Below are 23345 nucleotides of genomic sequence, written 5' to 3'. Positions count from 1 at the left end.
GACTGTGACCACCCCTTGATTATTTTTCGACTTCTTTTACTTTAAAAATGATGGTGAGAATAAATGAAACAGCAACAGCGATTAACATACCAATTACATAATTGACCACATTTTGAACACCGAATGGTGCTGCAATCGCAATCATCGGAATGCCTGTTAAACCATAAGCATTGGCGGCTACCTTCGTGAAAACGACGAATGCCCCGCCCAATGCGCCTCCGATCATCGCCGCAATAAATGGTTTACGGTAGCGAAGGTTTACACCGAATATGACAGGCTCGGTAATTCCTAAAAAAGCAGAGAAGGCAGCAGGAAGGGCAATTTCTTTTGTTTTTGCACGCTTGGCTAAGAAAAAGACAGCCAATCCTGCCCCGCCTTGCGCGACATTGGACATTGCCCAAATTGGCAGCAAATAGTTACGTCCAATATCATTCAGCAATCCTGCCTCAATCGCATGGAAGCTATGGTGAACCCCTGTGAGCACAATTAAAGAGTAAGCACCGCCGAAAATGAGTCCTGCTAAGAACCCTGCATGGTCATAAATAAGCGTCAGCGCATTCGAAATTCCTGTACCAAGCATTCTTCCAAGCGGTCCAACTGCAATAAACGTCACAAATCCAGTTACAATCACCGTCACAAATGGGGTCACAAGTAAATCAATACTGTTCGGAACCACTTTTCTTAAATTCTTCTCAACAAGACACATGATATATACGGTCAATAACACTGGAATAACCGTCCCTTGGTAACCAAGAAGAGCAATATCAACATTGAATAAATGCATATATTCTGGTTTTGCTTCCGTCAATCCCCACGGATTAAGCAGATTCGGGTGAATCATAATTCCCCCAATGACGGCTCCTAAATATGGATTTCCGCCAAACTCTTTCGCTGCACTGACCCCAATTAAAATCGGCAAAATGATAAAGGCTGCACTTGAGAACATATCAAGCATTTGGAAGACCGCAGAGCTTGGGTCAGCCCATTTGAAGGCTTTCATCATACCTAAGAGACCCATTAATAAACCGCTTGCCACAATTGCTGGAATGATCGGTACAAAAATATTCGATAACGCCTTTGCAAAACGCGCAAGTGGATTCATTTTTTGTTTCACTGCTTCATCATGGCTGACAGGCTTTTGTTTCTCGTCGCCTGTCTCGAGACCAGTCTCACGAGCAAATGGTTCATACACTTTGTTGACAGATCCAGTTCCAAAAATCACCTGAAATTGCCCTGAACTTGAGAAAGCCCCCTTCACTCCTTCAAGTTCTTCAATAGCCTCTTTGTCAATCAAATCCTCATTTTTCACCACCAATCTGAGTCTTGTTGCACAATGTGTGGCACTGATGACATTTTCCTTGCCGCCTAACAGACTTGTTAATTCTTTGGCTGTTTTTTGATAATCCATGATGTCTCCTCCTTTTTTAAAGCAAAAAAGACCTAAAATTCACCAACGAGCAAAGGACATACACGTCCCCTCGTTACGCAAATTTTAGGTCTTGCCTGCCTGACAGTCACAATCCCGCGATATCAAATTTTGATGACGCTTTCATCATAGTATAAGACTGTGACATGCGTCAACCTCTTTTTTCAAATCCAATGACCCATATACACTAATAAGAGTAGTGTGCATAAAAAAAAGCCTGCATGCAGGCACGATCATTTTAAACCAATTCGGCTTCCTGCAGACGCTGGACATGCAGCGTGATGTAGCCGATCTCCGATTCAGGGAGATGAAGTCCATATTCATCTTTTAACAAATCAGCGAGTCCAAGTGCACACCGGTAAGCCGTATCATACTTTGTTTGGATAAAAATCAGCATGTCATCGTCCATGATTTGAAATGCCTCATTCGATTCCAACCTGCCTAATGCATACCTCAAATGTGTCACAAGCCGCTGATAGGAAATACTATCCTCATCAATTGAATGCTGAAAATAGCTTTCAATATGCTCGATCATTTCTTTGATCATCGTTGTATATTTTACGGTCTTTTTCATGGACTCCGTATTCATTTTGGCCGTATGAATATGAAGTGCCACATATCCTGCCTCATCGTCCGGCAGTTCGACCCCAAGCCGCTCCTTTACATAACGAATAGCATACTTTCCAATCTCATATTCCTGCTTATATAAGACTTTGATCTCACCAAGCAATTTATTATATAACACAATGCCTTTTTGAAGACGTTCAATGGCGAAGGATAAATGATCAGTCAGTGATATGTGGATGTGATCACTGAGCGGCATCATGAGTTTACCTTCTGCATAACTGATGATATGCTCTGCCACCTCAATATGCGCTTCTGGCAATGTGGCAAGAATTTGTTTGAATTTCTCATTTTCTTCACGCACAACAAAGATTTTCTCTATTTTTTGAAGAGGAACGACGTCATTTTTCCCCTTCTGAAAAGCAATTCCGGGTCCCATCACAATTTTCTCCTGATCGCCCTCCTTTACAACCACTGCGTTGTTATTCAATATTTTATATATCTTCAAGGGGTATCCTCTCCCAGCAGATAACATTTCTTATGTGGGATTTTACCCTGTTTCACTTTTTCTGTAAAGGTAAGAGCGGACCAGCACGCGCCTCTCGCATCGTCTTCTCTTCAAGCATCATCAGACTTTGAGTCATCCGCTTCTCTGTCCTGCGTTTCTTCTTATGTTCTTCTGCCAGCTTTTCCAGCTCTCTCTCTTTCACTACTTGAAAAGATCCGGCATCCGCCGCGGCCGCCTGAAACCCTTGCTGCTTCATCATCACACCAGGGTTCACAAGCACATTCATCATGAAACCAAACCATACGCTCAACCAGCTTTTTAATTTCTTCACTGAACATCCCTCCGCTTTTCTTAGAATCTAGCAACTCTATCAAAACAACTGCTCCTATCATATCCCGAGAAAAAAGAGAGGTTTGTCACAATCTGGGTGAAAAAACAAACTAGTTTTCAGAAGTTTTGTTGAAAAGTGCAGAAGATCATCATGTGCCTAGATGTTTCATTGAAAATTTTATGCACACGCTATCCCAAAGATAAGCACACCTTATCAACAGGGTTTATCCACATATCAACACCCTCTCACTAGATTTTGTGTATGTAAATTTTTTATTTTCCATATATGTATCTTAATAATCGAGTTATCAACAGATATTTGTGAATAAGTGTGACTTTATAAACAAAATAGTTCTTTGTAACTATGTAAAATAAGACCATTTTAGTAAAGGAATTGTTTTCAACATATTGAATACTTAATAACGGGCAGTGAATCTTTCCTATTTATCCACAAAAAGAAAGGCTATCTCCCTAAAAACACAGCTAGAAAGGGGAAAATTAATGAAAAAGGTCATATCTCGTTCTTCTGTTCTATTGTTCTCCACTATTTTTATTTTATCCACATTCTTTACCGGTCAACAGGCTGCTGCTGCTCCATCTAACAAAAAGGTGGAACTAGAAAAAGCAGAAATCTTCGGTGAAATCAATGTCAACTCGAGAAAACAAACCACTGTCATTGTTGAATTAAAGGAAAAATCCTTAGTTGAAGCCAAGCAAGACGGCGAAGCACAAACAAAAGCCTCCCTCAAAAAATCTCGAACAAAAGTAAAGAACGCAGCACTCAAAGAGGTAGATAAAGCGAGTGTTCGTCAAGAATATGAAAAAGTCTTCTCTGGTTTCTCTATGAAACTTCCTGCAAACGAAATCCCGAAGCTGCTCGCAGTTGATGGAGTAAAAGCTGTTTATCCGGATGTTACATATAAAACCGATGAAGTGAAAAAGGAAAGCATCCAGCTTCCAAACGAAGATGTCTCCCCGCTTATGGATAAGAGCGCTCCATTTATCGGTGCACCAAAAGCATGGGATGCCGGCTATTCTGGAAAAGGGGTCAAAGTCGCAGTCATTGATACTGGAGTAGACTATACCCACCCTGATTTAAAAGGAAACTTCGGTTTATACAAAGGCTATGATTTTGTTGATAATGATTATTCTCCGCAAGAGACTCCTAAAGGAGATCCTAGAGGCGAATCCACAGATCACGGCACACACGTCGCAGGAACGATCGCGGCAAATGGACAAATTAAAGGTGTCGCAAAGGATGCCACACTTCTTGCATACCGTGTACTTGGACCAGGTGGATCTGGAACAACTGAGAACGTTCTTGCAGGCATCGACCGGGCGGTTACTGACGGAGCAGATGTCATGAACCTCTCTCTTGGAAACAGTGTCAATAACCCTGATTATGCAACGAGCATCGCTCTCGATTGGGCCATGTCTGAAGACGTTGTCGCTGTTACATCCAATGGAAACAGCGGTCCGAACAACTGGACAGTCGGTTCACCTGGCACATCAAGAGATGCTATTTCTGTCGGAGCAACTCAGCTTCCGTACAGCCTTTACAATGTGAAATTCCCGAACTATTCAACTGCAAAAGTCATGGGCTACTACCAAGAAAGTGATTTAAAAGCGCTTGACCAAAAACAAGTCACACTCGTCCAAGCTGGAATCGGTGATGAAAAGGCATTTGAAGACATCGATGTTAAAGGAAAGGTGGCCGTGATTGAACGTGGTGCCATTGCTTTTGTGGATAAAGTCGACAATGCAAAAGCAGCTGGTGCAATCGGCGTTGTGATGTATAACAATACCGATGGAGAAATCCCAGTCGATGTACCAGGTCTCGTACTCCCTACAATTAAGCTGTCAAAAGCTGAAGGAACAGCGCTTATCAAAGCCATTGAGGCTGGAAACAATACAACGGCTTTCTCCATTCAATTTGTCAAAGAACTTAGTGAGCAAGTCGCTGACTTCTCGTCCCGCGGACCTGTTGTGGATACGTGGATGATTAAGCCTGATCTATCAGCCCCCGGCGTCAGCATTGTGAGTACGATCCCAACGCATGATCCTTCTCAGCCTTACGGATATGGTTCTAAGCAAGGAACAAGTATGGCTTCTCCGCATGTGGCAGGAGTAGCAGCGATCATCAAACAAGCAAAACCATCGTACTCAACTGGACAAATCAAAGCATTACTGATGAATACAGCAGAAAAACTGTTTGACGCAAATGGCAGCCCATTCCCTCATAACACACAAGGAACAGGCAGTGTTCGAATCATGGAATCACTTCAAGCGTCTTCTATCGTTTCTGATGCGAGCTATTCTTACGGCACTTTCTTAAAGGAAAAAGGCGTTCAAATCAAAACGAAGAAATTCAAGGTAGAAAACCTTTCAAAAGCACCGAAAACGTATACCATTGATTACAAATTCAATGGCAGCGGCATTAGTACAAACGGAACGAAAAAAATCACCGTCAAAGGGAATTCCACTGGATCCTTTACTTCCGCAGTACAGGTGAATTACGGAAAAACCAAGAAAGGGACGTACCAAGGTAGCATAACCATTCGCGAAAATGGCAGAAAGGTCACGGAAATCCCCACTTTATTGATTGTGAAAGAGCCAGATTATCCGCGCGTCACTTCTGTTTCCGTAGAGCCTGACAACCGTGCTGGAAGCTATGTCATCAGCAGCTACCTGCCTGGCGGTGCTGAGAACCTTGCATTCCTTGTCTACTCGACAGATGGAGAGTATTTAGGTGAAGCTGGTGTTTATCAACATGTTGATAAAGGAGAGCACCGCGTAAAATGGAATGGCACGATCAATCAAGGCCAGAAGCTTGAAGCTGGTGAGTATACAATGCTTGCGTATGCAAGTTTGAAAGGAAAATCAGATACCGTACAAACGAAGGAACCTTTCGAAATTTACCCTGAATAAATGCGAATCACAAGAAAAGCCTTGTATGAGCGGATAAGCTCATCAAGGCTTTTCGATCATATATGGAGGAAAGAGAAACTCATGTTGATATGGCTGGATCGTTTCTTTTTTTACTGCTTTTTTTCTGACGATCACCTTGGTTTATTTACTAACTTTTTTACATACGAAGCAGCCTCGTCCTTTTCATCAAGCATGCGAGCTGACTGTTTATGCTTCCTGTATCTACCCGCTCAGCCTGCTGGTGTCAGCCGCCTTCTTCCTCACTATGATGCTGCTTTTCCCCTTTTACTGGCTGCGTGGACGATAAATATACATACGTTATGCATCAAAGGCTTCTTTTAATAAACGATACGATGTGAGCCGGTCTTGCATGTGATGTGTGATGGTCACAGCGATCAATTCATCTGTCCGATAAGCCTTGGCGAGTGTGGTCAGCTGCTTTTTCACAGATGCTGGTGTTCCAACGACCATCCTTTGACGATTGGCAGCCACTCGTTTTTGTTCATATGGACTGTAAGAATACGCCTGTGCCTCTTCATATGAAGGAAAGCCTTCAAGCTTCAGCCCCTGTTCATTGGCAAGTAAAGATAAATCTAAGCTGACAGCTAGTTTTTCTGCCTGCTCCTCTGTTTCAGCACATAAAACAAAGACTGCCAGACTGACACGTGGCTTATCACCGAATACTGAAGGTTCAAACCGATTGATATATTGCTCTACAGAATCTTCTCCGCCTTCACCATTAATAAAAAGAGCAAACGTGTAGCCTGCACCTGCTTTCGCCGCAAGCCTTGCACTCCCTCCAGAGGAACCGAGCATCCAAACTTCTGGCGCGGTCTCTACCTTCGGAGAAGCAGTCAAATGAGGCAGCGGGTAAAATTCATCCGCTAAATCGTGTAAATACACCTTCAATTCTTCTACTTGCTCAGGATATTGATCACCTAAACGCTTTCGCTCCCCATGATGAAGGGCAATAGATGAAATGGGCATACCACCAGGGGCACGTCCAATCCCAAGATCAATTCTGCCAGGAGCCAGCGCTTCGAGAACCCTGAAGTTCTCTGCTACTTTATAGGCGCTATAGTGGGGAAGCATGACGCCGCCCGAGCCAATGCGTATATGCGACGTAACGGCTGATAAATGGCCGAGAAGCACCTCTGGACTTGATCCTGCAAGCCGATTTGAAAAATGATGCTCTGATACCCAAAAACGGTGATAACCCCACTTTTCCGCCTGCTTCGCTAGTTCAACCGTCTGCTTCAAAGCCTCAGCAGGCGTAGCACCTCCTATCAAAGGAGATTGATCCAGTATACTTAATTTCATCATGCTGCACCTCTTACAGAAATCCCCCTCTCTCAAGCGAAAGGGGGATTCTTATTTATTTTCGATTAAAGCCCTTCTCTTTCACAAATTCTCCAAGGAAGGCACGCTTTGGCTGGCTAAAGCCTCGCAGCATCTGCTCAGACCAAGTATCTTTTCTCTCGCCGTTTGTTCGTGCTTCATAATATGCGGAAATACGATCGTCATATTCTTTTAAATAACGATCCACATACGCTTCATCTTGCTGATATGAATTTTCATGATATATGAGTTCAACTGGCAGTCGTTCCTTTTGAGACGACTGATTAGCTGGATGCCCAACAGCTAGACCGAATAACGGCAGCACATAAGATGGCGTTTCAAGCACTTCAGAGACTTCTCTCAGCTGATTACGCAGTCCGCCAATATAGCAGATTCCAAATCCCATTGATTCTGCGGCAACACTGACATTTTGTGCAGCCAATGCCGCATCAATGACGCTAATGAGAAAGGCTTCTGTATTCTCAAGCGCCTCCTGATGATTCTTCCCTGCTTTTTTTGCAATATGATCATGGCGTTTCAAGTCTGCACAGAAGACAAAGAAATGCCCATTCTTCTCAACGTAAGGCTGATTCCCAGCCAGTTCAGCAAGCTTGGCCTTCTTCTCCTGATCTGTTACACCAATAATACTATACGCCTGTACGTAGCTTGATGTTGAAGCAGCCTGTGCACTTTTGATCAGTGTCAGCACCTCTTCTTCTGTCAAACGCTCGTCTGTAAACGAACGAATGGATCGATGATTTAATATGGTTTCTATCGTTTTGTTCAACTCGAAGACCTCCTTGACTTCTTCTATCATAAAACAAAGACATAGGGCTTTTCAAAAATTAAAACTCGCAATAAAAAAAAGACAGCCTATACTTAGACTGCCCTTACCCGTTTTATTTAAATAAATAACTTTGATATTTCGTTAATTGAACGCTTGCGTTATAGGCGATCCCGAATCCAATCAGAACGGACAAGACAGAGCTTCCTCCAAAGCTGATAAATAAGAGCGGAATCCCTGTTACAGGCATCACGCCTATGTTCATTCCAATGTTCTGGAACGTATGGATCACAATCAAGGCTGTATATCCGACGCAGAAGAATGACGCAAATCGGCTATAAGGATGTATTCGGTCAATCAGTACGACCAGCCGGTAAATCAAGAAGAAGAACATGATCACAACAAACGCACAGCCGATAAAGCCAAAGGCTTCACCTATAATGGAGAAAATCATATCCGTTTGTGCTTCAGGAACATAGACCTTTAAGTTTTTAATGCCATTCCCAAAAATCTGCCCTGCCCCAATGGCCATAATCGCCTGCTCTACTTGATATTTATCAGATCCAGATGCATCCTGCGTCTGTGCTTGGTTGGCTGCCGAAGAACTATCAGGCAGCCAAGCGGTAATACGGTTGATCTGGTACTGCTGAATGCCTATTGTTTTCGCAAAATCAGGGAATAAGATGATTACGGCTAAAATAGAGGCAACTAAAAGCACAACCACTGAGCCGATGAGTGAGATCAGTTTCCAATTGACCCCTGATAAAAATACCATCACCACAACAATAAACATACAAACAGCCGCAGTCCCTGCATCCTGCAAGAAGATTAGTCCAACTGGTACAGCCGCCACTCCGGCAATTTTTAATAGAAGGAAAATATCATCCTCTAATGTCCGCTTTCCTCTAGGTGTAGACTTTCCAATGACAGATGCGAGCATCATAATCAAACCAATTTTCATGAACTCTGAAGGCTGAAATGTCCCTATTCCTGGCAACACAAACCAGCTTTTTGCACCATTTTTGATTGGAGCAAAATCATGACCCCCGATTTGTGCAGGAGCGACTTTAAGAAGAATTAACAGCATAATGCCGCCTATAAATATATATAAGCTCAGTTTCTCTAATTGCTCTAAGTCAAAATAATTAATAGCAACAATACATATAACTCCGACCATATAGTATATGATCTGCCTCGTCCATGCATTAGATCCATACTGCCCAAATTGACCCGCAGCATAAATCGCAATGACACTGATGGCAAAGAAGGCTAAAAATATAAAAATCAAATCTCCTTGATAGTAAGGAGATGTATTCTGCTTGTTCATGAACTAACCACCCTTATTACAAAACATAAAAGCCCTTGTTTATATTAGATTGAAATTTTCACAAAATCAACTCACCTTAAATATGACGGAAGATACATCCGAAAGGTTCCATTCAATTTTCAAAAAATGAAATACTTTTCATCCTAACAATAGGAAAAAATTCCTCTATACACTTTTCATTCAACCGATCTCAAGTCCTTTAAAAAGTTTATTTTACAGATTTTAAGGGGAAAATTCAATGACCTATGTGGCGATATGACAAGTAAACATCAGATGAGATAGCTGCACTGAGGAATGAGGAATAAAACCATTTTGTATGGAATAAGGCCCATTTTCCAATTATTACGTTTACTTCAAAGTCAATTGTGGTATAATACCTGTAACAAAATGTTCACAATATCTCCTAAAAACAGACACAATTGCATCCTGACCTCTCATTTGATTTGAACATCAACTTACAAAGGAGTTGGATACGATGGATATGTTCTTTGCGTACCTATGTATTGCAACGGCTACACCCCTGTTTTTATGGCTGGAAAACAGAAAGATTGCATTAGCATCTATTCCACCCATTATGATTATGTGGATTTTCTTCGGTCTTTACATGACAAGCAGTTTATCTCCAGCAGGACATACCTTCATGATCGCATTCTTTGCCATTAACGTGATTTTGGCTCACATTGCAGCGTTCCTCATCTACGGACTTCCATTCATTCGCAAAAGATTCAGCAGCAGATAGATATCGCCCAACTATTGGAAGCGTTATCACCATTATGATAAAAACCACTCACCTTTAAGAGATGAGTGGTTTTTTTATTATTTCTCTGAATGCTCAGACTGCTTTGGTGCAGACGGTGAATAACCGTCTTTACTGTTCTCTCCGTGGCTGTAGTGAGCCGCAAAGATCCAAACAGATCCGATAACGAAGATAATCGCACAGAACAGACCAAACAAAGTATTTCCGACTTGAACAGTTCCGTTCTCGCTCTCTGTCATGTGCATAAACATGAACAGCTGCAAGAATGCTTGAATGAACGCAAAACCAAAGATAATCCATAGTTTTGCGGAACTGCCAATTTCAGCTCCAATGGCAATCCAGAATGCTAAGATTGTCAGCACAATGGATAGGATGAAGCCAACTACGTGTTTCCAAGGGAAGTGTTCGTGCTCTGCTGAGGAATGTGTTTTTCCAGCCATATCACAAAAGCCCCCCTAATCCGATCAAGTAAACAGCTGTGAAGATGAAAATCCATACAACATCAAGGAAATGCCAGTATAGACTTGAGATGAAAATCTTCGCTGCTGTTTGTGGAGTTAATCCACGTTTTTTAATTTGGAACAAGATTCCGGTAATCCAGAAGATACCGATCGATACGTGTAGTCCGTGAGTTCCTAAGAGTACAAAGAATGCAGACCAGTACGCACTTGTATGGATGCTCGCACCCTCATGTACATAATGGAAGAACTCAAAAATCTCAAATCCAACGAAGCCTGCACCTAGAAGCAGTGTGAGAATCGTCCAGATGACAACCCCTTTTGTACTTCCACGGCGCATTTCATGAACGGCAATCCCGCATGTAAATGAACTAACCAATAGCAGGAATGTCATGATCAATACAAGTTTCATATCAAACAGCTCAGCTGGTAAAACGCCACCAGCTGTTCTGCCATGTAGAACAAAGTAGGTCGCAAAAAGTGTTGAGAATAACACGATTTCCGCGCCAAGGAATATCCAGAAACCAAGAATGTTTAAACGTCCGGTTTCAGAGCGATATTCAAGCGGTGCATTTGCATAGCTGCTATCATTATGTCCCATTACTTCTGCGCCTCCTTATTCTTTTTCTCTGTTTCGATTACCTCTTCAACAGGAATATAGTAGCCATCGTCATATTCGAATGAACGTAAAATCATCGTTGCGAATACACCGATTAAGCCAATAACGCCAATCCAGTACCATTCAAATACAAGACCGAATGCACCAAGTCCAAAGAATGCAGACATGATCAGCGGTCTGCCTGAATTGTGCGGCATGTGAATTTTCTTGAATTCTTTTTCAGGATGAACGTCTACATTGTTTTGCTTCCAATGATGGAATGCATCTGGTGTTGTCACTTCTGGAAGTGCTGCAAAGTTATAATGCGGCGGAATTGCAGAAGATGTCGCCCAGTCAAGTGTACGTCCTTCTCCCCAGCTGTCTCCAGACACTTCGCGTTTTGCGTGTCTCCAGCTGTAGTAAATGTTGTAGCAAAGGATGATGAATCCGATACCCATCATAAATGCACCAATTGTTGAAATAAAGTTTAGTGCAGTCCAGCCATCTTCTGGTCCATACGTATAAATACGTCTTGGCATTCCTTGCAGTCCTAAGAAGTACTGCGGGAAGAAACAGATGTTAAATCCGATCATGAATACCCAGAAGAACCATTTGCCGATTCTTTCGTTTAACTTGTAACCAAACATTTTTGGATACCAGAAAACAAGACCAGCAAAACAAGCAAATACAGTACCTGCGATTAATACATAGTGGAAGTGGGATACAAGGAAGTACGTGTTATGGTACTGGTAATCCGCAGCTGCCATCGCAAGCATAACCCCAGTTACACCACCGATTACGAAGTTCGGGATGAAACCAAGTGCCCAAAGCATTGGTGATGTAAAGCTGATACGGCCTCGATACATCGTAAAGAGCCAGTTAAAGATTTTCACACCTGTTGGTACAGAAATCGCCATTGTTGTAATCGAGAAGAATGAGTTAACCGCTGCACTGTTCCCCATTGTAAAGAAGTGGTGAACCCACACAAGGAAACTAAGAACAGAGATTGCCACAATCGAGACAACCATCGCTTTGTAACCAAACAACTGCTTTCTTGAGAACGTCGCAAAAATTTCTGAGAAAATACCGAAAGCCGGCAGGATAACAATATATACCTCAGGATGTCCCCAAATCCAGAATAGGTTCGCCCAAAGCATCGGCATACCGCCTGCTTCGAGTGTAAAGAATGCAGAACCGAATAAACGATCAAATGTCATAAGTGCTAAAGCAACTGTTAGTACAGGGAATGCAAAAACGATGATGACAGACGTAATCAATGTTGTCCATGTAAACATTGGCATACGCATAAGTGTCATACCTTTTGTACGCATTTTTAAGATGGTCACCATGAAGTTAATACCTGTCATAAGTGTACCAATACCTGCAATTTGGAGCCCGAGCAAGTAGTAGTTCTGTCCAGGTCCTGGTGAGAAATCATTTCCGGCGAGCGGCATGTAACTCGTCCAGCCTGCACTTGGTGATCCTCCAATAACGAAGGAAATGTTGAACAGCATTGCTCCGACCATGAATGTCCAGAAGCTAAGGTTGTTCAAATAAGGGAATGCAACGTCACGTGCACCAATTTGAAGAGGAACAACGACGTTGATTAAACCAATTAAAAATGGCATCGCCATGAATAGAATCATGATCGTACCATGCGTTGTAAAGATTTCATTATAGTGGTTTGAATCTAAAAACGTATTATTAGGAAGCGCCAGCTGCGCGCGCATCATCAGTCCGTCTACCCCACCGCGGAAGAACATAATCACAGCAGCAAGGATATACATGATACCAAGCTTTTTATGATCAACTGATGTCAGCCATTCTTTCCAGAGCCATTTCCACTTTTTAAAGTAGGTTAAAACAAACACGATGGCAATGGAGGTAAGAGCGATAGAAATTTGCGCACCAAGAATTAATGGGTCTCCAGTTACAAAAAACTCATCCCATTTTAAATGCATAACGGCCTCCTCCTTTCCTTAGTCAGTTTATTCTGTTTCTAATTTTCTTTTATAGTTCTTCACATTCTCGAAAGGATCTGTCTTGGAATGCGGAGAAACTGCTTGGTAACCTAAACGTTTGCGTGCTTGGAGTGCATATTCAGAATCCTCTCCGTGCTTCGCAAAGGATAAATGTGTTGATGAGAATGTCTGCACATCTGCAGCATCAGGAAGCATCAAGTAGTCATACGTTTTCTTCGTTAACTTCGGTGCTTCTTTCTTTGTTTTATTTACCCATTTATCATAGTCAGACTGCGTCATCGCATTGACTTTGAATTTTTGCTGAGCAAAGCCCTCGCCTGTGAAATTGGCGTTTCTTCCTTGATATGTGCCAACTTGATCAGCTTGAAGGTATTGTTCCATCTCCATTCCAGCCATCGCATACTTCTCCCCGCCTAGCTGAGGAATCCATAGTGATGCCATTGTATCAGCGGAAGTGATTTTGAATAAAACCGGCTGATCTTTTGGAATGTTTAAGTAGTTCACTGTCTCAATATTTTCCTCTGGATAGCTAAAGATCCATTTCCAATCAACAGCTGTCGCATAAACGACAAGAGGATCTTTATGGCTTGTTGCTTGAGGTGCCTCTTCCAAAGAGTAAATTGTTTTTACAGTTGGAACTGAAAGGGCAGCAACGATTAATATTGGGATCACTGTCCAGACAACTTCTAGAAGCGTGTTCCCGTGTAGTTCTGGGTTATAAGAGGCGTTTCCAACGTCCTTACGCTCACGGTATTTAACCAAAATGATGGTAAACATTACAAATACCGCACCAACGATAAAGAGCATAAATCCGATCGATAAAAGGATTAAGTCTTTTTGTTGTGCTGCGACTGGTCCTTTAGGATCTAAAACAGCGATATTGCTGCAACCTCCTAATACAAAAACACTCACGAGCATCGCTAATAAAAGCATAGGTTTAATGGCTCTGAACAAGAAGATCACCATCCTTCCTTAGATAATGTATAAATTGCTGAATAATTGTGAAAAGCCATCTGCCTTCGAAAACTTTTCTTCCCTTTGTAATGCTATCAAAATCTGTTAGAGTTAGCTTCCCTTTTTTCAAAAGTTCATTTATTTTTCAACAGATTTCTTTTAAAATGTCATAAATTCGACATAAATTTATATTATTGCACACACAATAAATTTCTAGGATTTTGAAAAGTTGAGAGTTGAAGGCAAAGGACAAACAATCAAGAACTTTGTCAAATTTAGGTTTACCACAATAAAAAAGTTTGGTCAAATTTCAATTTAACTTAATGAAATTTTATCTAGGTAAACAATTTCAAAATAGGTATCCCCACATTTAACAAAAACCTTACTTATTTTAACGCAAGTTGATAAGAAAAGAAAGTATCGATCCTCTGACTATACGCTGTAAGAATTGGTAATCATGTTGAATATGTGGAATCCCACTTAATGACTTCCAGCAAAAAACCGGCTTAGCGCCGGCATTCTGCAATTATTCATCTCTTACTAAAATATCAGGGCGCCTATAGATGTCCCCTTCATGTTCAACGTCAATGTATGTCCACTTGCCTGTATAGGTTAAAAAGCGGTTCCCCTCTTTCTCTACGACCATCGTATCCTCTGATTTCAATCCAGGCAATGAAGGGTTCCATGTAAACACTTGCTGCAGCTGAATTTCTTCCTTCGATGAAGGCACTGCAATTATTTCTCTAGATACAAAGCCCGTTTTCCCTCCTTGATGAAGCTTTTTCCAGCTTTCAGGGAAGCCCTCTTTTTCATACTGAGCAATACCTGCTTTCAACACATCTCCCAAAGTCTTACCGGGGCGCGTAGCGGCATTCATGACCGTGTCAATTCGTGCCAGCCGCTCTTTGTTCACTTCAAGCTCCTGTGGAAGCTGACCGAAGTAAACAGACCTTGTGACATTCGCCACGAGTCCATGCCGTTCAGCGCAAAGGACAACAAGCGCATGCTTTTGAAGTTTTTTGTCTGTTGGAATTGGATGACGGTATTGATGAATCCGGTCATCTGTTGCTACAAGCAGCACTTCAATCGTCATTCCCTGCGCGATCGCTTTTTGAGCCGCAAGCGAAGCGATTTCGTGCTCCGTCTGTCCTGGAACGATTTCTTTACAGACGCTCTCTACAATGACCGCTGTTTCATGACAAAGCGTTTCATATTGGCGGAGCTGTGATGCAGAAAGAATGGATCGAACTTGCGACAAATCCGGCTCAACCCATTCGAATCCGTCCATTTGAATGTCTGACCCGATTCGTTTGTCTTTTGTGAGTGTTTGAATGTGTGCCGTATCATCCTCAAACCAATCCATCGTCACCACTTGAAATGGGTGATCGATATACGCCATCTCTTCTTCAATGATCCGCTTTTCTTCCATTTGATTCACAATGAGGACGATGTCGTCTTTTAACACAAGCAGCTTGCACACGCCCTCTGGTGTATTTAACACGATATGATTTCTTCTTCCTCCTGTCAGCCAGGAGAAGTTATTTCGCTTGTGAATCAAGACACCGTCGAGCTGTTTTTCTTCCATTATTGTTCTTACTTGTTCAATCATCTAATCACCTGCCTATATGAGTGTATGAATGAAACGTTTAAAAGCTGTTTTCCCTTGCTCGGTTCTTTTAAACACACCCGCCTGTGAGAGAATTCGAGAAAAAATGATGCCGACTTCTTTTTGTAAAATGGCTTCTGTATTCTCCTCTGTAAAGGTGTTCTCTTCAAGCAGACGCTTTGCCCATGCTTCGTGTTTCGTGATAGTAGGACGGGCTTTGATTTCTTCAAGGGGGTTTGGGGATAACAGCGCTTCTTTTAATTGGCTTAATTCCTCTGCTAATCTACCAGGAAGAACTGCAAGACCCATCACTTCAATTAATCCGATATTCTCTTTTTTAATATGATGGACTTCTTCGTGCGGATGGAAAATTCCGTCCGGGTGCTGCTTGTTTGTACGATTATTACGCAGCACTAGATCTAATTCATAGTCATCTCCATGTCGGCGTGCAATTGGTGTAATGGTATTATGCGGCGTCTCTCCTGTATGAGCTAGCAGCTCCACTTCTTCATCTGAATACATTTTCCACTCGTTTAAGATAAAGTCAGCGGCGTCTGCAAGCGTCTGCCTATCGCTGCTTCGAAGGCGGATCACAGACATCGGCCATTTCACAATCCCGGCCCTCACATTCGGAAAGGCACTCAGAGTAAAAACATCTTCAAGCTTCGCTTTCGCCATCGGAAATTCATGCGCACCGCCCTGAAAATGGTCATGACTTAATATACTGCCCCCGACAATCGGAAGGTCAGCGTTCGATCCGATGAAATAATGCGGGTATATATATATGAAAGAAAGCAATCGTTCAAAGGTCTTTTTGGTGATACTCATCGGCTCATGTTCGCCTTTGAACACAATGCAGTGCTCGTTGTAGTACACATAAGGTGAAAATTGTAGAAACCAAGATTCATCTGTGAGTGTCACAGGAATAATCCGGTGATTCTGTCTCGCTGGATGGTTGATCCGTCCCCCAAACCCAACGTTTTCTTTACAAAGCAGACAAAGAGGATATTGCTTTTGACTAAGTTTTTTGGCTTCAGCGATTGCTTTTGGGTCCTTTTCCGGCTTCGATAGATTAATTGTGATCTCCAGCTCGCCATCATCTGTTGGTGTAAACCACTGCACATTTTTGGCGATTCTGCCAGTATGAATATAGTGTGCGTGCTGCTGCATTTCATAGAACCAGCTTGTAGCCGCCTCTGGTCCTTCATGCTGGCGTTTCTCTTCAAACTTCGCGTAGATGACACTTGGAGGCGCCACCAAGCATCCCATGATTTTCGCATCTAGTAAATCGCGATACGTATCCGTCCCCTCAGGGATAAGGCCAGTCTCTACTGCCCAATCCAGCATTGGCATTAAGATGTCTTCAAGTTCCGCATCCCCTGAGACTGTTCTTGCCTCAGCTTCATCCAGCCCAAGCACCTCAATCAGCCGATTTCTCGTATAATTGATATCTAGTGGTGTAATCAGCTCTTGATTAACTCCGTATTGAATCAGCTGTTCCAGTTTTTCAAAAATATCTACCGCCATTCTCTCTGTCCCCTCTCTTGCCTGCCTGTTACGCGTTATTTACTCTGGTAACCGTCTGGATGCTTCTGAAACCAATCCCACGCACTTTGAATAATGGTGTGAAGGTCAGCATATTGAGGTGTCCATCCTAATTCCTGCAGCGCTTTTTCAGAAGAAGCAATCAGCTTTGCTGGATCTCCCGCGCGTCTGTTAGCCACCTGTGCTGGAATCGCATGCCCCGTGACGTTTCTTACAGCATCTACTACCTGCTTCACGGAGAAACCTGTGCCATTCCCTAAGTTATATGTTGCACTTCCTTTTCCAGCACGCAGACGATCAACTGCTAAGATGTGCGCCTCTACTAAATCCATGACATGAATGTAATCTCTAATACACGTGCCGTCCTCTGTCTCATAATCATCACCGTAAATCATGATCTGATCTCGTTTTCCTAAAGCCACTTGCAGAATGATCGGAATGAGGTGTGTCTCAGGCTGATGATCCTCTCCGACAAGTCCATCTGTATGAGCGCCAGCTACATTAAAGTAGCGAAGCACGACGTATTTCATTCCATATGCCTGCTCAGACCACTTCAGCATTTTTTCAATCGCAAGTTTTGTTTCTCCATAAGGATTGGTTGGGTTCGTCTCATCCGTTTCAACGATCGGCACACGCTTTGGTTCACCATACGCAGCTGCGGTTGAAGAGAAAACGATGTGTTTCACATCAAATTCATTCATCACCTGAAGTAAAGCTGTTGCTCCCCCAACGTTGTTGTCATAGTACTTTAGCGGGTTTGTTACACTCTCACCTACAAGTGAATCTGCGGCAAAGTGCATAACCGCTTCTATTTGATGCGTTTTGAAAACCTGTCTTAAAAAATCTTGATCTCGTAAATCTCCCTCTTCTAAAACAGCTCCCTCCAAAACAGCTTCTTTGTGGCCTGTCTGCAAATTATCTACTACTACTACTTGTTCACCTTTCGCTAAAAGAGCCGCTACAGCATGACTGCCAATGTACCCTGCTCCCCCGCACACTAAAATCGTCATTACACTTCCTCCTTCGTGAGTTCTCTTGCGCCGCCTCCAATTCCAGCTGTGTAAAAAGAGGCTTCAATACCTGTCTTCTCTTGATAAATCGCACCCGTTTCTTCTATAAATGATGCCAGCTGCTTTTCTTTCACAATACTGATCGTGCAGCCGCCAAAACCCGCGCCCGTCATACGGGAGCCAATCGTTCCAGGATGGAGCCAAGCGGCTTCTGCCAGAGTATCCAGTTCAAATCCAGTCACTTCATAATCATTCTTTAAAGAGAGATGAGATGCCTTCATAAGCGCACCTATTTCTTCCATTTTATCATCTTTCAGAAATTTGACTGCTTTTATGGTTCGGTCGTTTTCTGTCACCACGTGCCTTGCACGTTTGCGGCATGTTTCATCCTGAATCAAGTGGGCATGCTCGGCAAATTCATCAGCCGTGAGCTCACATAAGTGGACAAGATCGATTTCTTTTCGCAAATCGTTTAAGGCTGATTGACACTCTGACCGGCGTTCATTGTATTTGGAGTCTGCCAGTGTCCGCTTTTTGTTTGTATTGGCAATGACAAGCGCCAGCCCCTCTTGCCGAAACGGACTGTATTCAAAATCAAGGGTATCGCAATTGAGCAAGATGGCGTGATCTTCTTTTCCAAGAGCGATTGAAAACTGATCCATAATACCGCAATTGACACCAATAAATTCATTTTCTGCACGCTGCGAAAGGAGGGCAAGACGGGCATTTGAAACGCCGAATGAATGCCATTCATTGATAAAGACAGCGGTGACAAGCTCGATGGAAGCAGAGGAAGACAAGCCTGCACCATTGGGAATATTGCCGCCGTATACTATGTCAAAGCCTTCTTCTATCTTCATTCCTGCTTCAATAAACTGATGGAACACGCCCTTCGGATAATTTGCCCAGCCGTCCGACTCCAAGTAAGCGATTTCAAAAAGGTCGAATTCTTTCACACCATCGCCATCAAAGTTCAAGGAATACATTCTCACGCGGCCATCTGACCGCTTTGCACATGCTGCATATGTACCGAGAGTGAGCGCACAAGGGAATACATGACCTCCATTGTAATCTGTATGTTCACCAATCAAGTTCACTCTTCCCGGGGCAAAAAAATAGCGAAGTTCTTCTTCTCTATCCCCAAATTGCTGGTGAAATGCCGTGCGTAACATATCGATCATATCCATTCCCCTTTTCTCTTCTGATACTCTTATTTTAGTTGCCTGAACTGCGTAAGTTCAATGGTAAAAAAATCGTTAAAAAATACCCTTTTTTTGCTGTGAATGGTACGATGTGATATGAGGTGTACCATGATTCAAAATAGAAAAAGGTTGTTTTTTGCTGTGAAGGAGGTTTTCCAATTTGAAGAAGGAAGCATTTGCATTTCGTTTTCACCATTCTGATGTTACATTGCCGGCACAAATATGGTCTGTTGGCTGGGAGGTTCAATCATCTTCGTTATACAGCTGGAATGGCGTGGAGCGGAAGGATCAGGGCAAGTGCATCTTTCAGCTCACACTGTCTGGACACGGCATGATTGAAATCGGACAGAAGCGGTTCAAAGTCTTGCCAGGGCAGGCCTTTCTTGTGAAAAGCCCAAGTGCCTATCAATATTATTTTCCAGAAGACAGTGAGCATTGGGAATTTCTCTATTTGACGCTTTATGGGGACGCCTGCGATCTTTGCTTTGACCAATTTATAGATCAAGGAAAGCAGGTCATGCGTTTTCATCCTAATTCCAAACCGATCCGCCTGCTGAAGAAAATTTATGATGAAGCCAGTGAAAGACGGATTACCAATCCATTTGAGGGGTCTAGCCTTGCTTATCAATTTGTCATGGAACTGTATTCATATTTGCCAAAGCTTGAGGGACAAATGGAGAAATGGCCTGAGCCCATCGTTCAAGCGGCCTTGTTTGCCAGCCATCATTTTCACGAGGAAATTGGCCCAGACGATATGGCAGCTGCGGCACGTTTATCCAAAAGTCATTTTACGAGGGAATTCAAAAAGGCCACTGGCTTCACACCTATTCACTACTTAACCAATATCCGGTTAGAGAAGGCGGAAACATTACTAAAAACAACGAAATACTCGATTGAAGAAATTGCCATACAGTGCGGCTACCGAAATGCGAATTACTTGAATAAAGTCTTTCGAAAGAAAATCGGCATGTCTCCAAAGCAACTGCGGGAAACAAGCGATGCATAATAAAAAGCAGCCGCTTTATCATTGGCTGCTTCTTTTACGCTTTTGACAGGTCAACATGAATTCTCCCTTGTCTTAAAACAATGGTCATTTGCGTATCAGGGGTCATTAAGTTTTCTAAAATGTCCGTTGCCGTTTGAAGCGCAATGTCCATTCGGTTGATCTTTTCCTTTTCTTGTTCCGAAAACGCTTCTGGATGTGCGGTCATTTCTTTGACTAGCCTCAGCACTTGTTCATGCTGCTTTTCTGTTTGTTGATATATGGCATCATATAAGTCGTCTGACCTGCTGCTCATTTCACATCACCTATCTTTTTTTATGTGTTAAATCGCATCTTCTTTTGTTTTCTTGAAGACGAACCATTTACTGGCGACATAATTGACCACCACAATCACAAAGTTGACGAGAATTTTTGCGACGGTTTCATTGAGCGCCATTTGGCTCACAAATAAAATCATCAGCCCCAGATCTACACCTAGAGACATGAGACGAACACTAAAAAATGAAGAAAGTTCACGCATGAGGCTTTTTGTGTCACGAGCCTTTTGCTTGAAGACATACTTCTTATTGGTGATATAAGCAAAGAGAACAGCAAATACCCATGAAACAACCGTAGCTGTTTTGTAATCCATGGAAAACATCTCAACGAATAAATAGAAGCTGACGATATTGACAATGGTTGTACACACACCCATCACAAGATACATGACAACTTCTCGATACTTTTGAAAAAGGCTATACATGTCTTTCTTCATTCCTTCTTGGTGGTTTCTGTTTCTTTTAGAATACCATCTTAAGAAGAACTTCCCAAACGAACAATATGTACGTCCTGCAAAGATGAAATTTGTTCTACTCGATGGCAAATGTCAATACAATTGGTTTATATGAGTCAAATGTTTTAGGTCTTTTTCATTATTTTAATTTATAATCTTTCAACTGACATAACAATTGTTTATTATTAGAAGTAAGATTTCAATATTTATGGGTTTTTTAGTCATTTTTTTAGGGACGTGGTAGGTGATAGGTTTTACAAAATAGGTTAAATGTCATCATTTTTCGACAAAATTTATTTTGTGCTGTTTTCAACCACACGTACAGTTACTAGACGGTTTGTTCAAGTCATTGGTTGCAGTGAATATGTCTTATTGAACTGGAGGATATTATGGATACGCAAGTGAAAAGAAGAGTTGACGAAGAGTGGGTTTATTTGATTCAGGAAGCGAAAAAAATTGGACTAGGCATCGAAGAAATACAAGCTTTTTTAACATCCAACGGTGATCAGAAGATGATAAACAAACCGTAAATCAACGCCGTTATCCTTTGTCTTTCAGACTGCTTTGGCTAAAAGTTCTGACCTGTCAATTGACCTTTTGAAAATCCTTTCATGACGATACGCTACAATAATTGAACACCTCTCCATACCAATCCCTTCACTCAATGGGGTTCTGTCTTTCTATATTAGGAGGACAGTCCACTTCCTGTTCTTTATATGATCCCTTTTTAGTTGCATTCATGAAAATTGTCCTTCTCTCGTTATAAAACCAAGCTGCCCACCCATATATTAACCATGAAAACAACGAGAAAGCAGAAGGGTGGGTAGAGCATGAGTTCAGATTCCCTTTCGTATTATCACCAAAAAAAGGATCAGTATTATCATGGGGTAAACCCGGTCATCGTCAGTCGTATTCGCGCGGAATGGACGTCTTTATTGGATATCGGATGCGGCACAGGCAAGCTTGGAAAAGTCCTGAAACAAAAGGGCCGAACCATCTATGGCATTGAGTCATTTGAGGACGCAGCAAAAGAGGCTGAGCAAGAGCTGGATCATGTTCTCTGCGGAAATATTGAACAGATGGCTCTCCCTTATGAACATGAACAATTTGACTGCATTATTTTCGGAGATGTCCTCGAGCACTTATTGGACCCTTGGGCCGTTTTAAAAAAGGTGAAACCCTTCCTTAAAAAAGAGGGTGCCATCTTGTCATCTATTCCAAATATCGGCCACATTTCAACGGTTTTAGAATTACTAGCAGGCAGATTTACTTATACAGATGCAGGGTTAATGGATCAAACCCATTTACGCTTCTTCACGCTTCACGAAATACATGCACTCTTTCATTCAGCGGGTTTTCGCATTCGCGAATTCGAGGCTATTCGCGTACAGCATCCTTCCTATGCAGGCGTGTTGAATGACCTACATGAATTACTCATGAAACACGGCATTCGTTCTGATTTTCACGAGGCCGCTACAGCCTATCAATATGTGGTCGAGGCGGTTCCATTTCATGAGTAATCCGACCATCCTGTTTGTTTTATGTGTAAATGATGAATCGATGTTTCAGGCTTGCTTCCGGCAGCTCGCTTCGCTTCCGGCTCCTCATGGATACCATGTGGAGGTCTTACCAATCAGACAAGCATCAAGTATGACCTCTGCCTACAATGAAGCCATCACTCATCCAGCTCAGTTTAAAATTTACCTTCATCAGGATACCTTGATTGTCAAACAGCATATGCTGCTTGAGCTCATCCCCCTTTTTTTACAAAATCCATCACTTGGCATGATTGGCGTGATTGGAGCAGAAAGCGTGCCTGACAATGGAATTTGGTGGGAGAGTGCTGATTGCAGGGGAAAAGTCATTGAATATCGCCACGACACCTATCAGCTGCTTTCGTTTGAAAAAGGCCGTCAGCAGCCCGAAGTGCAAGATTATATCAAAGCTTCGGCTATTGATGGTCTATTCATGGCAACACAATACGATGTAAGATGGCGTGAGGACCTCTTTGACGGCTTTCATTTTTATGATGTCTCGCAGTCCTTCGAATTCACTCAGCAGGGCTATGAAGTTGGAATTGCAAAACAAGAAGAGCCTTGGTGTATTCATAAATGCGGAGATCATTTTGACGCAGAAGCATATGAAAAAGCGAGAGAACAATTTCTTGCAAATTATCGATAGAAAGCACCCTTTTCGGGTGCCTTTTTTATGATATACTGTCATAAACAGCCAGATCGTCTCATATGCATTGGA

General features: G+C 42.4%; 22 protein-coding genes. 6 read left to right on the top strand and 16 right to left on the bottom strand.

Annotation, left to right across the window (positions count from 1 at the left end):
* Positions 1–19: 19 nt before the first annotated feature.
* From OIT90_RS01445 to OIT90_RS01435, 3 genes are all read right to left on the bottom strand, one after another.
* Positions 20–1408, bottom strand: a complete 1389-nt coding sequence (locus tag OIT90_RS01445) for a sucrose-specific PTS transporter subunit IIBC (protein WP_474892179.1) — start codon at positions 1406–1408, stop codon at positions 20–22.
* Positions 1409–1664: 256 nt separating this feature from the next.
* Positions 1665–2498 (bottom strand): PRD domain-containing protein, encoded by an 834-nt coding sequence (locus OIT90_RS01440; protein WP_039182354.1) that lies wholly within the window; start codon positions 2496–2498, stop codon positions 1665–1667.
* Positions 2499–2550: 52 nt separating this feature from the next.
* Complete coding sequence (locus tag OIT90_RS01435) at positions 2551–2829, bottom strand: hypothetical protein (RefSeq protein ID WP_327842040.1); 279 nt, start codon at positions 2827–2829, stop codon at positions 2551–2553.
* 500 nt (positions 2830–3329) lie between these two features.
* Between OIT90_RS01435 and OIT90_RS01430 the strand changes: the two genes are divergently transcribed.
* On the top strand, positions 3330–5756 hold the full coding sequence (locus OIT90_RS01430) for a S8 family peptidase (RefSeq protein WP_474892178.1): 2427 nt from the start codon (positions 3330–3332) through the stop codon (positions 5754–5756).
* Positions 5757–6074: 318 nt separating this feature from the next.
* On the opposite strand, the gene OIT90_RS01425 is transcribed toward OIT90_RS01430, so the two are convergent.
* From OIT90_RS01425 to OIT90_RS01415, 3 genes are all read right to left on the bottom strand, one after another.
* The gene (locus OIT90_RS01425; protein WP_253293394.1) at positions 6075–7079 is read right to left on the bottom strand and encodes an LLM class flavin-dependent oxidoreductase; all 1005 of its coding nucleotides are present in this window, start codon (positions 7077–7079) and stop codon (positions 6075–6077) included.
* 52 nt (positions 7080–7131) lie between these two features.
* The gene (nfsA, locus tag OIT90_RS01420; RefSeq protein ID WP_474892177.1) at positions 7132–7881 is read right to left on the bottom strand and encodes an oxygen-insensitive NADPH nitroreductase; all 750 of its coding nucleotides are present in this window, start codon (positions 7879–7881) and stop codon (positions 7132–7134) included.
* Between the two features lie 112 nt (positions 7882–7993).
* Positions 7994–9205 carry an FtsW/RodA/SpoVE family cell cycle protein gene (locus OIT90_RS01415; RefSeq protein WP_144516247.1) on the bottom strand — a complete coding sequence of 404 codons (1212 nt, stop codon included), beginning with the start codon at positions 9203–9205 and terminating at the stop codon, positions 7994–7996.
* Between the two features lie 475 nt (positions 9206–9680).
* Here OIT90_RS01415 and OIT90_RS01410 point away from each other — a divergent pair, with 475 nt between their 5' ends.
* Positions 9681–9944, top strand: coding sequence for a spore morphogenesis/germination protein YwcE (locus OIT90_RS01410; RefSeq protein WP_008345491.1), 264 nt, complete (start codon positions 9681–9683; stop codon positions 9942–9944).
* A 77-nt stretch (positions 9945–10021) separates the two neighbouring features.
* On the opposite strand, the gene qoxD is transcribed toward OIT90_RS01410, so the two are convergent.
* The 8 genes from qoxD to OIT90_RS01370 all read right to left on the bottom strand — a co-directional run bounded on the left by qoxD (position 10022) and on the right by OIT90_RS01370 (position 19296).
* Positions 10022–10402 carry a cytochrome aa3 quinol oxidase subunit IV gene (qoxD, locus tag OIT90_RS01405; RefSeq protein ID WP_007497818.1) on the bottom strand — a complete coding sequence of 127 codons (381 nt, stop codon included), beginning with the start codon at positions 10400–10402 and terminating at the stop codon, positions 10022–10024.
* Position 10403: 1 nt separating this feature from the next.
* On the bottom strand, positions 10404–11021 hold the full coding sequence (gene qoxC / locus OIT90_RS01400) for a cytochrome aa3 quinol oxidase subunit III (RefSeq protein ID WP_039182371.1): 618 nt from the start codon (positions 11019–11021) through the stop codon (positions 10404–10406).
* Positions 11021–12979 (bottom strand): cytochrome aa3 quinol oxidase subunit I, encoded by a 1959-nt coding sequence (gene qoxB / locus OIT90_RS01395; RefSeq protein WP_007497822.1) that lies wholly within the window; start codon positions 12977–12979, stop codon positions 11021–11023. Before qoxB ends, qoxC begins: the two co-directional genes overlap by 1 nt.
* Positions 12980–13006: 27 nt before the next feature.
* Positions 13007–13963, bottom strand: coding sequence for a cytochrome aa3 quinol oxidase subunit II (qoxA, locus tag OIT90_RS01390; protein WP_099663814.1), 957 nt, complete (start codon positions 13961–13963; stop codon positions 13007–13009).
* 517 nt (positions 13964–14480) lie between these two features.
* Entirely contained in the window at positions 14481–15563 is a 1083-nt protein-coding gene (locus OIT90_RS01385) for a M24 family metallopeptidase (protein WP_474892176.1), read from the bottom strand.
* Positions 15564–15575: 12 nt separating this feature from the next.
* The gene (gene galT, locus OIT90_RS01380; RefSeq protein WP_474892175.1) at positions 15576–17087 is read right to left on the bottom strand and encodes a UDP-glucose--hexose-1-phosphate uridylyltransferase; all 1512 of its coding nucleotides are present in this window, start codon (positions 17085–17087) and stop codon (positions 15576–15578) included.
* Positions 17088–17122: 35 nt separating this feature from the next.
* The gene (gene galE, locus OIT90_RS01375; protein WP_064498813.1) at positions 17123–18115 is read right to left on the bottom strand and encodes a UDP-glucose 4-epimerase GalE; all 993 of its coding nucleotides are present in this window, start codon (positions 18113–18115) and stop codon (positions 17123–17125) included.
* Positions 18115–19296 (bottom strand): galactokinase, encoded by a 1182-nt coding sequence (locus OIT90_RS01370; RefSeq protein ID WP_474892174.1) that lies wholly within the window; start codon positions 19294–19296, stop codon positions 18115–18117. The genes galE and OIT90_RS01370 overlap by 1 nt, the downstream gene beginning before the upstream one ends.
* A gap of 181 nt (positions 19297–19477) precedes the next feature.
* Here OIT90_RS01370 and OIT90_RS01365 point away from each other — a divergent pair, with 181 nt between their 5' ends.
* A complete protein-coding gene (locus OIT90_RS01365; protein ID WP_059377217.1) occupies positions 19478–20323 on the top strand; it encodes an AraC family transcriptional regulator in 846 nt (281 codons plus the stop codon).
* A 34-nt stretch (positions 20324–20357) separates the two neighbouring features.
* On the opposite strand, the gene OIT90_RS01360 is transcribed toward OIT90_RS01365, so the two are convergent.
* Both OIT90_RS01360 and OIT90_RS01355 read right to left on the bottom strand, forming a co-directional pair.
* Complete coding sequence (locus OIT90_RS01360) at positions 20358–20615, bottom strand: hypothetical protein (protein ID WP_039182389.1); 258 nt, start codon at positions 20613–20615, stop codon at positions 20358–20360.
* A gap of 27 nt (positions 20616–20642) precedes the next feature.
* Entirely contained in the window at positions 20643–21074 is a 432-nt protein-coding gene (locus tag OIT90_RS01355; RefSeq protein ID WP_039182392.1) for a GtrA family protein, read from the bottom strand.
* A 407-nt stretch (positions 21075–21481) separates the two neighbouring features.
* Between OIT90_RS01355 and OIT90_RS01350 the strand changes: the two genes are divergently transcribed.
* The 3 genes from OIT90_RS01350 (at position 21482) to OIT90_RS01340 (ending at position 23273) form a co-directional block, all read left to right on the top strand.
* The gene (locus OIT90_RS01350; RefSeq protein WP_008345506.1) at positions 21482–21622 is read left to right on the top strand and encodes an anti-repressor SinI family protein; all 141 of its coding nucleotides are present in this window, start codon (positions 21482–21484) and stop codon (positions 21620–21622) included.
* 300 nt (positions 21623–21922) lie between these two features.
* Complete coding sequence (locus OIT90_RS01345) at positions 21923–22612, top strand: class I SAM-dependent methyltransferase (RefSeq protein WP_058838476.1); 690 nt, start codon at positions 21923–21925, stop codon at positions 22610–22612.
* The gene (locus tag OIT90_RS01340; RefSeq protein ID WP_058838475.1) at positions 22605–23273 is read left to right on the top strand and encodes a glycosyltransferase family protein; all 669 of its coding nucleotides are present in this window, start codon (positions 22605–22607) and stop codon (positions 23271–23273) included. The genes OIT90_RS01345 and OIT90_RS01340 overlap by 8 nt, the downstream gene beginning before the upstream one ends.
* Positions 23274–23345 lie beyond the last annotated feature (72 nt).

It is taken from the genome of Bacillus sp. ABR (assembly GCF_056172715.1).
Note: the sequence above shows the minus strand (reverse complement) of the source record. Positions and strands in the feature narration are given on the sequence as shown.

What these genes read in the sequence shown, in the direction of transcription:
- OIT90_RS01445 (WP_474892179.1), bottom strand. Translation starts at nt 1,408, where the DNA reads ATGGATTATCAAAAAACAGCCAAAGAATTAACAAGTCTGTTAGGCGGC.
- OIT90_RS01430 (WP_474892178.1), top strand. Translation starts at nt 3,330, where the DNA reads ATGAAAAAGGTCATATCTCGTTCTTCTGTTCTATTGTTCTCCACTATT.
- OIT90_RS01425 (WP_253293394.1), bottom strand. Translation starts at nt 7,079, where the DNA reads ATGATGAAATTAAGTATACTGGATCAATCTCCTTTGATAGGAGGTGCT.
- OIT90_RS01415 (WP_144516247.1), bottom strand. Translation starts at nt 9,205, where the DNA reads ATGAACAAGCAGAATACATCTCCTTACTATCAAGGAGATTTGATTTTT.
- OIT90_RS01410 (WP_008345491.1), top strand. Translation starts at nt 9,681, where the DNA reads ATGGATATGTTCTTTGCGTACCTATGTATTGCAACGGCTACACCCCTG.
- qoxD (WP_007497818.1), bottom strand. Translation starts at nt 10,402, where the DNA reads ATGGCTGGAAAAACACATTCCTCAGCAGAGCACGAACACTTCCCTTGG.
- qoxC (WP_039182371.1), bottom strand. Translation starts at nt 11,021, where the DNA reads ATGGGACATAATGATAGCAGCTATGCAAATGCACCGCTTGAATATCGC.
- qoxB (WP_007497822.1), bottom strand. Translation starts at nt 12,979, where the DNA reads ATGCATTTAAAATGGGATGAGTTTTTTGTAACTGGAGACCCATTAATT.
- OIT90_RS01385 (WP_474892176.1), bottom strand. Translation starts at nt 15,563, where the DNA reads ATGATTGAACAAGTAAGAACAATAATGGAAGAAAAACAGCTCGACGGT.
- galT (WP_474892175.1), bottom strand. Translation starts at nt 17,087, where the DNA reads ATGGCGGTAGATATTTTTGAAAAACTGGAACAGCTGATTCAATACGGA.
- galE (WP_064498813.1), bottom strand. Translation starts at nt 18,115, where the DNA reads ATGACGATTTTAGTGTGCGGGGGAGCAGGGTACATTGGCAGTCATGCT.
- OIT90_RS01370 (WP_474892174.1), bottom strand. Translation starts at nt 19,296, where the DNA reads ATGATCGATATGTTACGCACGGCATTTCACCAGCAATTTGGGGATAGA.
- OIT90_RS01360 (WP_039182389.1), bottom strand. Translation starts at nt 20,615, where the DNA reads ATGAGCAGCAGGTCAGACGACTTATATGATGCCATATATCAACAAACA.
- OIT90_RS01355 (WP_039182392.1), bottom strand. Translation starts at nt 21,074, where the DNA reads ATGAAGAAAGACATGTATAGCCTTTTTCAAAAGTATCGAGAAGTTGTC.
- OIT90_RS01350 (WP_008345506.1), top strand. Translation starts at nt 21,482, where the DNA reads ATGGATACGCAAGTGAAAAGAAGAGTTGACGAAGAGTGGGTTTATTTG.
- OIT90_RS01345 (WP_058838476.1), top strand. Translation starts at nt 21,923, where the DNA reads ATGAGTTCAGATTCCCTTTCGTATTATCACCAAAAAAAGGATCAGTAT.
- OIT90_RS01340 (WP_058838475.1), top strand. Translation starts at nt 22,605, where the DNA reads ATGAGTAATCCGACCATCCTGTTTGTTTTATGTGTAAATGATGAATCG.